The following is a 13,018-nucleotide window of genomic DNA, read 5'->3' as shown; positions in this document are numbered from 1 at the left end:
TTCGCTCGCCATGACGATCCAGCCTGCCCGTCGAAACAGACGCCCGGAGCCCCGATGCACGCCTTCACACAAGTCCTGACGCGCCTGGGAGCCAAGCTCTGCATCGCCGCGCTCCTGCTCGCGGGCGTCGGGCTCGTCCTGATGACCGTGATGGTCGCCTGGGGCGTCTTCGGCCGCTACGTGCTGAACGACACGCCGATCTGGGTCGAGGCCGGCTCTCTGTTCCTGATGGCCTGGTTCATTCTGCTCGGTTCGGCCGTCGGCGTGCGCGAAAGCGATCATCTCGGTTTTGAGGTCGGGCTCGCCATGTCGCCGCCATTGCTGCGCAAGGCGCTGATCATCCTGACCGAGGTCACCGTGCTGCTCTTCGGGCTGGCCATGCTCGGCTATGGCTGGCAGCTCGCTGCCGGCACCTGGAGCGACCGCATGCCGATCATCGGCATCTCGCGCGGCTGGGACTATGTCCCGATCGCAGCCGGCGGGGCGCTGATCGCGATCTTTTCCTTCGAGAAATTGATGCTGTTCCTGACCGGCGAGCGTCGCGCTTCGATCGGCTTTTCCCATTTCGCCGCTGCGCAGGAGTGACCCGTGGAACTCTGGATCCTGTTCGGCGTCTTCAGCCTCTTCCTGCTCGTCGGCACGCCGGTTGCCTTCAGTCTCGGCATCGCCTCGCTCGCCACGGTCGTCTATATGGGCCTGCCGCCGGTGGTGGTGTTCCAGCAGATGAGTTCGGGGATGGGCGCCTTCGCCATGATGGCGATCCCGTTCTTCATCTTCGCGGGCGACCTGATGATCCGCGGCGGCATCGCCGAGAAGCTCGTCCAGATGGCCTCCAGCATGGTCGGCCATCTGCGCGGCGGCCTGGGCCAGGTCAATGTCGTCACCTGCACGCTTTTCGGGGGCATTTCAGGCTCGGCGGTGGCTGACGCCTCCGCCATCGGCGGGCTGATGATCCCGCAAATGGTCAAGCGCGGCTATGACGCAGACTATGCGGTGAACGTCACGGCCAACGCCGCGATCATCGCGCTTCTGATCCCGCCCTCGCACAACATGATCATCTATGCGCTCTCGGCGGGCGGCAATCTCTCGATCGCCGACCTCTTCACCGCCGGCGTCATCCCGGGCCTGATGCTGTGCCTGGCGCTGATGGTGACGGCCTGGGCGGTGGCGGTCCGCCGCGGCTATCCCGCCGAAGCCTTTCCGGGCTTCAGGGCGGTCGGCCGCTATGTCGTGCTGGCGCTGCCGGGCATCCTGCTGATCGGCATCATCTTCGGCGGAGTGCGCTCGGGCGTCTTCACCGCGACGGAGTCCTCCTGCGTCGCCGTGGTCTACGCGCTCCTCGTCACCGTGCTGGTCTACCGGCAGCTCAGCTGGACCGGCTTCGTCGAGGCGACGCTGGGCGCCGTGCGCACCACCGCGATGGTGCTGCTCGTGATCGGCACCGCCGGCTCCTTCGGCTGGCTGATGGCCTTCCTGCAGGTGCCGCAGGCGACGATCGGCGCGATGAAGGCAGTCTCCGATAATCCCATCGTCGTCCTGCTGATGATCAATCTCATCCTGCTGGTGCTCGGCACCTTCATGGACATGGCGCCGATGATCATCATCTGCACGCCGATCTTCCTGCCGGTGGTCAAGGCCTTCGGCGTCGACCCCGTCCATTTCGGCGTGATCCTGATCCTCAATGCCGGCATCGGCCTGAACACCCCGCCTGTCGGTTCGGTGCAGTTCGTCGCCTGCGCCATCGGACGCATCTCCATCGGGCAGTCGATGAAAACGATCTGGCCCTTCTACGGCGCGAGCATTGCCGTGCTGATGCTGGTCACTTATGTGCCCAGCGTGTCCCTCTGGCTGCCGAGTGTATTCCGTTGACGAGACTGACGACCACAAGCCTCGCCGGCCTGTCCGCGAGCATTCGCCGCCCGGCCTATGAGCGCTCGCAGCTCAAGCCCGGCATCGTCCATTTGGGCCTGGGCGCCTTCGCCCGTGCCCATCTCGCCGAATACACCGAAGACGCGCTCGAGCGGGATTTCGGCGCCTGGGGCATTGTTGGAGCCAGCCTGCAGCGGCCCGACCAGCGCGACCGGCTGAAACCGCAGGATGGGCTCTACAGCTTCTTGAAGCGCGCGCCGGCTGGCCCGGAGCTGCGTGTCATCGGCTCCGTCCTCGACGTGCTCGTCGCGCCCGAGAATCCTGCCACCCTCATCGCCCGCATGGCCGCCGCCGAGACCCGCATCGTCTCGCTGACGATCACCGAGAAGGGCTATTGCCACGATCCCGCGACCGGCCGGCTCCGGGAAGACCATCCCGACATCCTGCATGATCTCGACCATCCCGATGCACCACGCTCGGCGATCGGCCTGATCACCGCCGCACTTGCGATCCGCAAGGCGGAAGGCCTTGCTCCCTTCACCGCGATGAGCTGCGACAACCTTCCCCATAATGGCAAGGTGCTGCGCGGCCTCATCCGCGACTTCGCCGCCTTGCGCGACGACACGCTCGCCCGATGGATCGAGGCCAACGGGGCCTTCCCCTCGACGATGGTCGACCGCATCGTGCCTGCGACCACCGAGGCCGACATCGCGGAGGTCGAGAGCCTGCTCGGATTGCACGACGCCGCCCCCGTCATCGGCGAGCCCTTCCGGCAATGGGCGATCGAAGATGTCTTCACTATCGGCCGCCCGGCCTGGGGCGAGGTCGGCGCGCAGCTCGTCTCGGAGGTCGCGCCTTTCGAGTTCATGAAGCTGCGCATGCTCAACGGCGCGCATTCGAGCCTGGCCTATCTCGGCTATCTCGCCGGCCATGACACGGTGGCGCAAGCCAGCGGCGATGCAGTCCTCGCCCGCTTCCTGCAGGGCCTCTGGAGCGAGGTCATCCCGACCGTGCCCGCGCCGGAAGGCGTCGTGCTCGCCGATTACGCCTCGGCCCTGCTCGCCCGCTTCCAGAATCCGGCGATACGCCACCGCACCTGGCAGATCGCCATGGACGGCTCGCAGAAGCTGCCGCAGCGCCTGCTCGGCACGATCCGCGACCGGCTGAAGGCCGGCGCCACGATCGACCATCTCGCGCTGGGCGTCGCAGCCTGGATGCGTTACGTCACCGGCACCGACGAAAAGGGCGGCGCGATCGACGTGCGCGACCCGCTCTCCGCCGAATTCGCCAAGCGCGCCGCTTCGGCCGGCCGCGACGCAAAGGCTCTGAGCGGGGCATTGCTCGGGATCGAGAGCATCTTCGGCACGGACCTGCCGCGCGAAGCCGCCTTCACACGGGCAGTGGAAACACAGCTGGCGAAACTGTTCGAGCATGGAGCCAGGGCGACCGCGGCCGCACTCGCTTCATAACCAGTTCGCTGGAGGAACCCCACCGTCATTCCGGGCGACCGAAGGTCGTCCTGGAATCCATCGGAGGGCGCTGAACTCTACGATGGATTCCGGATCTGCGCCGCTTTCGCGGCTTGTCCGGAATGACGGCGCGGTTGGGTCAGAATGTAGCAGGCGATCACAGGCCCCTTGCTCGCGCCGCCAAGCTCGCGCCAGATGTGCCGATGATGCGCCTGTTCGCCATCCTCGCTCTTGCCGTCTCGACATTGGCCGCAGGCCAGGCGGCGGCGCAATCGCGCGTCGTCGTGCCCAATTTCTGGGATCAGCGCATCAGGCTCGACCGGCCCGAACCCGGTCCACCCCGCATCGTCCGCTTCCTCACAGACGACGACTATCCGCCGCTGCATTTCTCGGCGGCCGACGGCACGCTGACCGGCTTCTCGGTCGAGCTTGCGCGCGCCGCCTGCGAAAAGCTCGGCTGGACCTGCGCGGTACAGGCGCGCCGCTTCGACACCCTGCTCGATTCACTGGCTGAGGGACGTGGCGACGTTCTGGCTGCAGCACTCAACCTCACCCCGCCGCTGCGCAGCCGCTTCGCCGCCAGCCATCTCTATTTCCGCAGCACCGCCCGCCTCGTCACCACGCGTGGCAATGCCCGGGCCGATCTCGATCCGCGCACGCTTCAGGGCAAGCGCGTCGCGGTCGTCGGCGGGACCGCGCACCAGGCCTTCCTCGAGCGGCTCCTGCCCTTCGTGCAGCGCCGCGAAACCGGCACGCTTGCCGGCGCGATCGCGGCGCTGCGCAGCGGCGAGGCCGAGTTCGTCTTCGCCGACGGCGTCGCGCTCTCGCTGTTGCTGGCCGGGACCGGCGGCGGCGAGCTCGCCTTCACCGGCAGCCCTTTTCTGGAAAGCCGCTATTTCGGCGAGGGCGTCGGCTTCCTCACCCGCAAGGACGACCTCGCCCTGAAGCGCGGCCTTGACTACGCGCTGCAATCGCTCTGGGACGACGGCACCTATGCAAGGCTCTATCTCCGGTTCTTCCCGGTGAGCCCGTTCTGAAAGGCTCTACCCCAAGCTCCCCGCGAACCGCTCCGCCAGCCGCTCGCGCCTGAACGCCTCGGTGACGAAATCGACGAAGGCGCGGGTCTTCGCCGGCAGCAGCGTGCGACTGGCGTAATAGAGCGAGATCGAACCGGCATCGGCATACCAGTGCGGCACGAGCCGGACCAGCGCGCCGCTCTCCAGGGCCGCCAGCACATCGGGCACCGCGACCAATGTGACGCCGAGGCCGAACTGCGCCGCGCGGCACATCGCGCTGGGATCGTTCAGCACGATCGTCTCCGGCTGCGCGGTCGCCATCTCGACCCCGGCTGCGTTGCGCATCGTCCAGTGCCGCGGGCGGCCCGTGCGAGCCGAGCGCATCACGATCCCGTCCAGCCCGGCGAGATCGGAGGGGTCCGTGGGCCAGGCCCGCCCAGTGAGATAGGCAGGTGACGCCACCGCGATGATATGGGCCGGAGCCAGCGCCCGCGCGACCACGCCGGGAGACAATGCGAACGCAGCGCCGATCGCCGCATCAAATCCTTCCGCGATCAGATCGACCGGCCGGTTCTCGAAACGCCAGTCCAGCCGGATGCGGGGATAACGCGCCAGGAAAGCCGGCAGCAGCGGCAGGATATGGTCTATCCCGAAGGTTGGGCTGAGGCTGACCTTGAGCACACCCGCCGGCTCCCCGCCTTCCTGCACCACGCCGGAGATGGCCGCCTGGAGCGCCTCGAGATTGTCGCCGATCCCCAGCAGGAAGCTCTCGCCGGCTTCCGTCAGCGTCAGCTTGCGCGTCGAGCGCTGGAACAGCCTGACACCGAGATTACGCTCCAGCATCGCGACATTGCGGCTCACCGCAGCCGGCGTCAGCGACAATCGCCGCGCAGCCTCCGAGAAGCTCAGCGTCTCCGCGCTGCGGACGAAGGATTCGAGATTGGCGAGCGTCTCCATCTGGTCTTTTTCAACATCTGGCGCCAAGTTTCAACATATGCTTGAAAATAATTCCAGCCATTCCCGGCTAATCCAGGAGAATGAAACAGGCGATATCGGCTCCACCAACAGAACGGAGCTTTTCCCATGACCACCATCGGCATCATCGGCGCAGGCCATATCGGCCAGGCCTTCGCCAGGACCCTCGCCCGGAACGGCCTCAAGGCCACCATCGCCAACAGCCGCGGCCCGGCCTCTCTCGCAGGGCTCGTTGCGGAACTCGGGCCCACCATCAAAGCCGGCACGCGCGAGGAAGCCGCGCAGGCCGATATCGTCCTCATCGCGGTCAATTGGTCGAAGCTGCCTGGCGCGCTCGCCGGCCTACCGGACTGGAACAGCCGCATCGTGATCGACGCCAATAACCCGATCGAGGCGCCGTTGTTCAAGCCGGCTGAGCTGAACGGACGCCTCTCCAGCGAGATCGTCGCCGATCTCGTCCCGGGCGCGCGGCTGGTCAAAGCCTTCAACCATCTCATAGCGAAACAGCTGGAAGCAGATCCCAAGGCCGAGGGCGGCCGGCGCGTGCTGTTCTATTCCGGCGACGACGCCAAGGCCAAGGCAGAGGTCGCCGCCCTGATCGACAGCCTCGGCTTCTTCGGCATCGATCTCGGCCCGCTCGCGCTCGGCGCGCACCTCGCCCAGTTCCCCGGCGGCCCGCTACCGATCCACAATCTGGTCAAATTCGACTGACCGGCGCGTTGGAGAGCTCGCCCTCCAGCGCCTGGCGCGCTACTGCCGCCAGCCATCCTGCCGTCGCCGGCAGGATGGCGTCGTTGAAGTCGTAGCGATCATTGTGCAATTCGCCGCCATCCCTAGCCGGGCCGTTGCCGACCCAGACATAGGCACCGGGCCGCTCCTTGAGCATCCAGGAAAAATCCTCGCCGGTGGTGCTGGCCGGAATGTCGCGGCGCAAGGTCAACCCGGCCGACTTGGCAGCGCTCGCCGCCATTTCTTCCTCCAGAGGCGTATTGATGGTGGCGAGACCGCCGGTCGAAAATTCGACCACGGCCTCCATCTCGAAGGTGGCAGCGATGTTCTCGGAGATGCCGCGGATGCGCGCCATCACACGCTCACGTACGGCGGGCTTGAAGGTCCGGTAGGTTCCGTCGATCCAGACGCTGGTCGGGATCTGGTTCGGCGCAAGTCCGCCATGGATCTGGCCGACGGAGACGACCGCTGAATCCATCGGGTCGACATTGCGGGCCACGATAGTCTGCAGCGCGACGAGAAGATGCCCCATCGCGATGATCGGATCGCGCGTCAGGTCGGGCTTCGCCGCATGGCCTGCCGTGCCCTTGAGTGTGACCTGGAAACGGCCGGGCTCCGACATCACCGGGCCATGGTGCACGGCAACGGCGCCGGCTTCCAGCCCCGGCCAGTTGTGCAGCCCGAAGATACGCTCCATCGGGAAACGCTCGAACAACCCGTCCGCGACCATCGCCTGGGCGCCGCCCGCCCCTTCTTCCGCCGGCTGGAAGACCAGCTGGACCGTGCCACTCCAGCTCTCGTCGCGGGCGAGGAGCGCAGCCGCGCCCAGCAGCGAGACCGTATGTCCGTCGTGCCCACAGGCATGCATGACGTTCGCAGTGCGCGATTTATAAGGCAGATCGCTCGCCTCCTGGATCGGCAGCGCGTCCATATCGGCGCGAAGCCCCACCGAACGATCGGACGTACCTCGCCTCAGCGTCGCCACGACACCATAGCCCCCGACACCCGTGACGAAGGGCACGCCGAGCTCGGTCAGCCTTTCCTGCACGAAGGCGCTCGTCGCCTTCTCGTACCGGCCGAGCTCGGGATGGGCATGCAGATGGCGCCGCCATGCGGTCAGTTTGTCCAGGAGATCACGATCCAAGGCGGTATCCTTTCGGGCGAAGCAAGCGTCAGCCTATACTGGCGCAGGGCATCGACAAGCCGCTGCAGCGGATGCCTCGTCCCAGCAACACGCATTGACGCCCCCCTTGGCGATCTGCCAAAGCCCGAGGCTCATTTTTCAAATTCCTGGAGAGGACCGCCCCGATCATGCCCGCCTTCGACCCCGCTCTTGTTGACGCCGCCCAGCGTTCGGCCGCCTGGCCGTTCGAGGAAGCACGCAAGCTCGTCGCGCGGATCGAGAAATCGGGCAAGAAAGAGGTGCTGTTCGAGACCGGCTATGGCCCGTCCGGCCTGCCGCATATCGGCACTTTCGGTGAGGTCGCGCGCACCTCGATGGTGCGCCATGCCTTCCGCGTGCTGACGGGCGATGCCGTTCCCACGCGCCTGATCGCCTTCTCCGACGACATGGACGGGCTTCGCAAGGTGCCCGACAACATGCCCAACAAGGAGCTGCTCGCCGCCAATCTCGGCAAGCCGCTGACCGAGGTGCCCGACCCCTTCGGCACGCATGACTCGTTCGGGCGCCACAACAATGCCCGCCTGCGCGCCTTCCTCGACCAGTTCGGCTTCGATTACGAGTTCAAGTCCTCGACCGATGCCTACAAGGCTGGTGAATTCGACGCGACGCTGCTGAAGATCCTCGCCCGCTACGACGCGGTGATGAAGATCATGCTCGCGACATTGCGCGAGGAGCGCGCCGCGACCTACTCGCCCTTCCTGCCGATCCACCCCAGGACCCGCGTGGTCATGCAGGTGCCGATCGACGAGGTCGATGTCGCCGCCGGCACCATCGCCTGGGCCGATCCGGCCACGGGCGAGCGCTTCGTCACGCCCGTCACCGGCGGCCATGTCAAGCTGCAGTGGAAGCCCGACTGGGCGATGCGCTGGACCGCGCTCGGCATCGATTACGAGATGGCCGGCAAGGATCTGATCGACTCGGTCAAGGTCTCCTCGGCGATCACGCGCGCGCTCGATGCAACGCCGCCCGAGGGCTTCAACTACGAACTCTTCCTCGACGAGCAAGGCCAGAAGATCTCGAAGTCGAAGGGCAACGGCCTGACCATCGACGAGTGGTTGACCTATGCCAGCCCCGAGAGCCTGTCGCTGTTCATGTATTCGCGTCCGCGCGAGGCCAAGAAGCTGCATTTCGACGTCATTCCGCGCGCGGTCGACGAATATCTGCAGTTCCTTGGCGGCTATGAGCGGCAGGACTGGAAGAACCGCCTCGGCAACCCGGTCTGGCACATCCACAATGGCGCGCCGCCGCAGCCGGAAATCATCGCCACCGGCGAAGGCGAGAACGCGACCAGGGCGCAGATCACCTTCGGCCTGCTGATGAACCTCGTCGCGGTGGCGAATTCCGAGGACAAGGGCGTGCTCTGGGGCTTCCTGCAGCGCTATTCGCCTGCGATCTCGCCTGCCACCCATCCGCGCCTCGACGCGCTGGTCGGCTACGCGATCGCCTATTTCCGTGATTTCGTGAAGCCGGCGAAGACCTATCGCCCCGCCGACGAGACCGAACGCGCGGCCTTCCTCGCGCTGGACGCTGCGCTCGCAGCCCTGCCTAAGGACGCCACTGCCGAAATGGTCCAGGACACGGCGCTCGACGTCGCCCGCGCGGTTCCGCGCTACCAGAACCTCACCGCCAAGGGCGCGACGCCCGAGCGGCCCGGCGTCAGCGGCGACTGGTGGAAGGCGATCTACCAGGTGCTGTTCGGCGAGGATCAGGGCCCGCGCTTCGGCTCTTTTGTGGCGATCTACGGCATCCCCGAGACCCGCGCGTTGATCGCCAAAGCGCTTGCCGGCGAATTGGTGAGCGAACACGCGGCCTTCGTCGAAGCGCGCAAGGCGGGGTGACATTCGTCATTGCGAGCGTGAGCCGAAGCAATCCAGCAAGGCTCGCGCAGCCCCTGGATTGCTTCGTCGCTATCGCTCCTGCAATGACGAAAGCAGTGCAGCGGGAGGACCTTGAATGACCGACGCCGCCGAAGCCGTCGAACGCGCCATCGCCGCTCGCCGCGCCGTCCGCGCCTTCCTGCCCGATCCTGTCGAGCCCGCACTCCTGCACCGTATCCTGGCGGTCGCAGCGCAAGCGCCGAGCGGCACCAACATGCAACCCTGGAAGGTCCGGGTGATCGGCCCCGGCAGCCGCACCCGGCTGGAAGCGGCCCTGCTCGCAGCGCTGGATTCGCCGGATCTGCCGGCGGCGGAAGAGTACCGCTACTATCCCGAGAGCTTCCGCGAGCCCTATCTCTCGCGCCGCCGCAAGGTCGGTTGGGACCTCTACGGCCTGCTCGGCGTCAAGAAGGGCGATACCGCGGGCATGAGGCGCCAGACCGCGGCGAATTTGCGTTTCTTCGACGCGCCGGTCGCGCTGATGGTGACGATCGACCGCGATCTCGAAATCGGCTCCTGGCTCGATCTCGGCATGTTCGTACAGAACATCCTGATCGCGGCACAGGGGCATGGGCTGAACTCCTGCCCGCAGGCGATCTTCGCCCGCTTTCACCCGGTGGTACGGCGCGAACTCGCTATCCCCGAGAACGAGGTGGTGGTCTGCGGCATCGCCATCGGCAAGGCCGATCCCGACGCGCCCGCCAACGCCCTCGTGCCGGAGCGCGAACCGGTCGAGGCCTTCACCACCTGGCTCGCCTAGAGCAGGTGCCTATCAGGTTCAGGCGCCGAGCGAGGCCTTGGGCGCGCTCTTCCTGATACTCTTCAGGAGTGGCGCAACGCCAAAATGCATGGCGAGGACCGCGACCGCGCCGATCAGCAATCCCAACACCGCCGAGAGCCCCGCCGTCACCAGCCATTCGACCGCCGACGCGAGCATAGCCACGACGCGGCCACCCGCCGTCGCGAGATCGTGGATGACGTGTTCGAGCCCGGCCAGCCCATAGTCGGCAAAGCCGTGAATGATGATGCCGCCGCCGACCCAGAGCATGGCGATCGTGCCGACCGCGCCAAGCCCGGTGAGAAAATACGGCATGCCGACGACGAGGCCCCGCCCCAGCAGGCGCACAGGCGCAAAGCGTCGCTTCGCCAGCGCCACACCGGCATCGTCCGCCTTCACGATCAGCGCGACGATGCCATAGACGAATGCGGTCATGCCAAGGCCGACCACGGCCAGGACAAATGCCTGCGTCCAGAACGACGAGTCCGAGACGCTGGCGAGCGTGATCGCCATGATCTCGGCGGAAAGGATCAGATCGGTCTTGATCGCGCCGCTGATCTTCTGGTTCTCGAGCGCCTTGGGGTCGAGCGGTTCAGCCTCAGCCGCCGCTTCGCCATGCCCGGCATGCGGCAGGAAGCGCTCGATCAGCTTTTCCGCACCCTCATAACAGAGATAGACGCCGCCGATCATCAGAAGCGGCGTGATCGCCCAGGGCGCAATGAGGGTCAGCACCAACGCCGCCGGCAACAGGATCAGGAGCTTGTTCTTCAGCGAACCGAGCGCGATCCGCCAGATGATCGGCAATTCGCGATCCGCCGCGAAACCAACCGCATAGCGCGGCGTCACGGCCGCATCGTCGATGACGATGCCCGCGGCCTTGGCCGAGGCCTTGGCAGCCTGGGAGGCGGCATCGTCGAGCGAAGCCGCCGCGACATTCGCCAATCCAGCGATATCGTCGAGCAGGGCAAACAGTCCTGAACTCACCGGGGCCTCCCATGCCGCTTCTGCCGCAATGCAGCGAAACAAGCATGAATGGCCCTGATATGACAGCGCCGGAGCAAGGTTCGTTGGGAGCAGGGTTGTTAGGAGAAAGCCACCGCAACCCGCCCAAGCACGCCGAAATCGCCGTCGAGCCTGTCACCAGGCGAAATCGCGATTGGCACGAGGCAGGTTCCCGTCGTCACCACCTCGCCTGCTTTCAGCACCACGCCAAGGGTGGAGAGTTCGTTGACCAGCCAGGTCAGCGCGATGCGTGGATCGCCCAGCACATTGCCGCCAAGCCCTTCCTGATCCTGCCGGCCCGGCATCCGCGCAACCGGCCGGAACGCTGCGAGATCAAGCCCACGCCACGCCGCGCCTGTGCTTTCGCCAAGCACGAACTCATGGGCGCAGCCATTATCGGCAACGAGCTGGACGCCTCCTGCCGCGGCGAAATCCACGAAGCGTGAATCCGGCAGCTCGATCGCGGGGTGAAGGCTTTCGACCGCCGCCAAAACCTCGTCCTGCGAATAGACCGTCTCGCGCGGCGGCAGATCGCGACCCATCCGGAAAGCGAATTCGAGTTCAGCCACGCGCATGGCGTTGCCGCCGAGCGAGGTCGTCGCGCCATCCGCCAGCACGCGCTCGGCAAGAATCCGTCCGGCGAGCGGTCCCGCGACGCCGATATGCGCCTGTCCCGCCTTGCTGGTGGCGGCGATCTTCCAGCCGAACAACGGCGATGCGCTGCTGTGTTCGAACAGCGCCTGTATTCCATAGGCTTCGCGCAGATCCGCCGGGCGCAGGACCTCCGGCATCGCCGCGCATTTCGTGCCCCCGCGCCAATGCGCGAGCAGGAAAGCCGTCGCCGCCGGCAGCTTGTCGTCCGGCCTCATGCCGCCAGCCCGCCCGCCGCTAGCCCTCCCGCCACGTCGACACGGCGCAGATGATGCGCGGTATCGCCGAACAGGCTCTCGATCATGGTCAGGCGCTTGAAGTAATGCGCGCCGAGATACTCCATCGTCATGCCGATGCCGCCATGGAGCTGCACCGCCTCCTGGCCGACGATGCGGCAGGAGCGGTTGACCTGCACCTTGACCGCCGAGAGCGCTGCGCCGCGCTCGGCGGCATTGTCGTGCTCCACCATCATCGCCGCATAGGCCGCCATCGAGCGCGCCTGCTCCAGCGCGATCAGCATGTCGACGGCGCGGTGCTGCAGCACCTGGAAATTGCCGATCGGCGCGCCGAATTGCTGGCGCGTCTTGAGATACTCCACCGTCAGCCCATGCAGAGCTTCCATGATGCCGACAGCCTCGGCCGCAAGCGCGGCGATGGCGAATTCGGAGACGCGCTCCAGGATCGGCAGGCCCTGGTCCAATGGCCCGATCAATTCGGCCGCCCCGACCTGAACGCCCGACAGAGCGACCTCGGCAGCGCGCCCGCCATCCTGCGTCGCATAGCCATGGATCTTCACACCGGGCGCGTCGGCCGTAACGAGGAACAGGCTGATGCCAGCCTTGTCGCGTCGGTTGCCGGAGGTGCGGGCGCTGACGACGAGATGCTGGGCGCTGTCGCCATTGATGACGACGCTCTTGGCGCCTTCCAGCACGAAGCCGTCGCCCGCTTTGCGCGCTGTGGTGGCAACGTCGTTGAGGTCGTAGCGCGACTGCTTCTCGGTGAAGGCCAGCGCCAGCCTTGAGCTGCCCTCGACGATGCCGGAAATGACGCGCTGCTTGAGCTCATCCGATCCGCCGAGCCTGACCGCGCCGCCGCCGAGTACGACGGTTGCGAGATAAGGCTCCAGCGCCAGCCCCTTGCCCAGCGCCTCCATCACCACCAGCGTCTCGACCGGCCCGCCGCCGAAGCCGCCCTCCTCCTCCGTGAAGGGAATGCCGAGCAGTCCCATCTCGGCGAATTGCGCCCAGCTCTTCTCGCTGAAGCCGAGCGGGCCGGCGCCTTGCGCCTTGCGCTGTTCGAGCGAGCCATAGGTCGCAGCCACGAGCCGCTCGACGCCGTCCTTGAGCTGCGTCTGTTCGGAGGAGAGATCGAAATCCATGATGCCGTTCCATGTTCAGCAGCGGTCGCCACATCGTCATGGTCGGGCTTGTCCCGACCATCCACGTCTTCCTTCATCCGCGTCGCAAGAC

Annotated in this window: 12 protein-coding genes; 7 read left to right on the top strand and 5 right to left on the bottom strand. The window is 66.4% G+C overall.

The window, feature by feature from the left end; translation table 11 throughout:
- Nucleotides 1-54 precede the first annotated feature (54 nt).
- The 4 genes from J2Y55_RS02480 (at nt 55) to J2Y55_RS02465 (ending at nt 4,375) form a co-directional block, all read left to right on the top strand.
- On the top strand, nt 55-585 hold the full coding sequence (locus J2Y55_RS02480; RefSeq protein WP_310147245.1) for a TRAP transporter small permease: 531 nt from the start codon (nt 55-57) through the stop codon (nt 583-585).
- Nucleotides 586-588: 3 nt separating this feature from the next.
- Nucleotides 589-1,869 (top strand): TRAP transporter large permease, encoded by a 1,281-nt coding sequence (locus J2Y55_RS02475; protein ID WP_310147243.1) that lies wholly within the window; start codon nt 589-591, stop codon nt 1,867-1,869.
- A complete protein-coding gene (locus J2Y55_RS02470) occupies nt 1,866-3,338 on the top strand; it encodes a mannitol dehydrogenase family protein (RefSeq protein ID WP_310147241.1) in 1,473 nt (490 codons plus the stop codon). The genes J2Y55_RS02475 and J2Y55_RS02470 overlap by 4 nt, the downstream gene beginning before the upstream one ends.
- A gap of 206 nt (nt 3,339-3,544) precedes the next feature.
- Nucleotides 3,545-4,375 (top strand): transporter substrate-binding domain-containing protein, encoded by an 831-nt coding sequence (locus J2Y55_RS02465; protein WP_310147239.1) that lies wholly within the window; start codon nt 3,545-3,547, stop codon nt 4,373-4,375.
- Nucleotides 4,376-4,381: 6 nt separating this feature from the next.
- On the opposite strand, the gene J2Y55_RS02460 is transcribed toward J2Y55_RS02465, so the two are convergent.
- Nucleotides 4,382-5,311: a LysR family transcriptional regulator gene (locus J2Y55_RS02460; protein ID WP_310147237.1), complete on the bottom strand. Its 930-nt coding sequence runs from the start codon at nt 5,309-5,311 to the stop codon at nt 4,382-4,384.
- A 126-nt stretch (nt 5,312-5,437) separates the two neighbouring features.
- Here J2Y55_RS02460 and J2Y55_RS02455 point away from each other — a divergent pair, with 126 nt between their 5' ends.
- Entirely contained in the window at nt 5,438-6,040 is a 603-nt protein-coding gene (locus J2Y55_RS02455; RefSeq protein WP_310147236.1) for an NADPH-dependent F420 reductase, read from the top strand.
- Here the strand turns inward: J2Y55_RS02455 and J2Y55_RS02450 are convergent.
- Entirely contained in the window at nt 6,027-7,202 is a 1,176-nt protein-coding gene (locus J2Y55_RS02450) for an amidohydrolase (protein ID WP_310147234.1), read from the bottom strand. The two genes, J2Y55_RS02455 and J2Y55_RS02450, sit on opposite strands and share 14 nt — an antisense overlap.
- A 167-nt stretch (nt 7,203-7,369) precedes the next feature.
- On the opposite strand from J2Y55_RS02450, the gene J2Y55_RS02445 reads away from it, so the two are divergent.
- Nucleotides 7,370-9,079 (top strand): lysine--tRNA ligase, encoded by a 1,710-nt coding sequence (locus J2Y55_RS02445; RefSeq protein ID WP_310147231.1) that lies wholly within the window; start codon nt 7,370-7,372, stop codon nt 9,077-9,079.
- 115 nt (nt 9,080-9,194) lie between these two features.
- The gene (locus tag J2Y55_RS02440) at nt 9,195-9,878 is read left to right on the top strand and encodes a nitroreductase (RefSeq protein ID WP_310147229.1); all 684 of its coding nucleotides are present in this window, start codon (nt 9,195-9,197) and stop codon (nt 9,876-9,878) included.
- An 18-nt stretch (nt 9,879-9,896) separates the two neighbouring features.
- Here the strand turns inward: J2Y55_RS02440 and J2Y55_RS02435 are convergent, their stop codons facing one another.
- The 3 genes from J2Y55_RS02435 to J2Y55_RS02425 all read right to left on the bottom strand — a co-directional run bounded on the left by J2Y55_RS02435 (nt 9,897) and on the right by J2Y55_RS02425 (nt 12,927).
- Nucleotides 9,897-10,880: a DUF808 domain-containing protein gene (locus J2Y55_RS02435; protein ID WP_310147228.1), complete on the bottom strand. Its 984-nt coding sequence runs from the start codon at nt 10,878-10,880 to the stop codon at nt 9,897-9,899.
- Between the two features lie 98 nt (nt 10,881-10,978).
- Nucleotides 10,979-11,767 (bottom strand): 2-keto-4-pentenoate hydratase, encoded by a 789-nt coding sequence (locus tag J2Y55_RS02430; protein ID WP_310147225.1) that lies wholly within the window; start codon nt 11,765-11,767, stop codon nt 10,979-10,981.
- Nucleotides 11,764-12,927: an acyl-CoA dehydrogenase family protein gene (locus J2Y55_RS02425; protein WP_310147224.1), complete on the bottom strand. Its 1,164-nt coding sequence runs from the start codon at nt 12,925-12,927 to the stop codon at nt 11,764-11,766. The genes J2Y55_RS02430 and J2Y55_RS02425 overlap by 4 nt, the downstream gene beginning before the upstream one ends.
- Between the last annotated feature and the right edge of the window lie 91 nt (nt 12,928-13,018).

The sequence above is a fragment of the Allobosea sp. BE125 genome (assembly GCF_031456075.1).
Classification (GTDB): Bacteria; Pseudomonadota; Alphaproteobacteria; order Rhizobiales; family Beijerinckiaceae; genus Allobosea.
Note: the sequence above shows the minus strand (reverse complement) of the source record. Positions and strands in the feature narration are given on the sequence as shown.

Bases quoted from the DNA above. Each gene is read 5' to 3' on its own strand.
- J2Y55_RS02465 (WP_310147239.1), top strand. From the start codon at position 3,545: ATGCGCCTGTTCGCCATCCTCGCTCTTGCCGTCTCGACATTGGCCGCA.
- J2Y55_RS02460 (WP_310147237.1), bottom strand. From the start codon at position 5,311: ATGGAGACGCTCGCCAATCTCGAATCCTTCGTCCGCAGCGCGGAGACG.
- J2Y55_RS02480 (WP_310147245.1), top strand. From the start codon at position 55: ATGCACGCCTTCACACAAGTCCTGACGCGCCTGGGAGCCAAGCTCTGC.
- J2Y55_RS02430 (WP_310147225.1), bottom strand. From the start codon at position 11,767: ATGAGGCCGGACGACAAGCTGCCGGCGGCGACGGCTTTCCTGCTCGCG.
- J2Y55_RS02455 (WP_310147236.1), top strand. From the start codon at position 5,438: ATGACCACCATCGGCATCATCGGCGCAGGCCATATCGGCCAGGCCTTC.
- J2Y55_RS02445 (WP_310147231.1), top strand. From the start codon at position 7,370: ATGCCCGCCTTCGACCCCGCTCTTGTTGACGCCGCCCAGCGTTCGGCC.
- J2Y55_RS02440 (WP_310147229.1), top strand. From the start codon at position 9,195: ATGACCGACGCCGCCGAAGCCGTCGAACGCGCCATCGCCGCTCGCCGC.
- J2Y55_RS02425 (WP_310147224.1), bottom strand. From the start codon at position 12,927: ATGGATTTCGATCTCTCCTCCGAACAGACGCAGCTCAAGGACGGCGTC.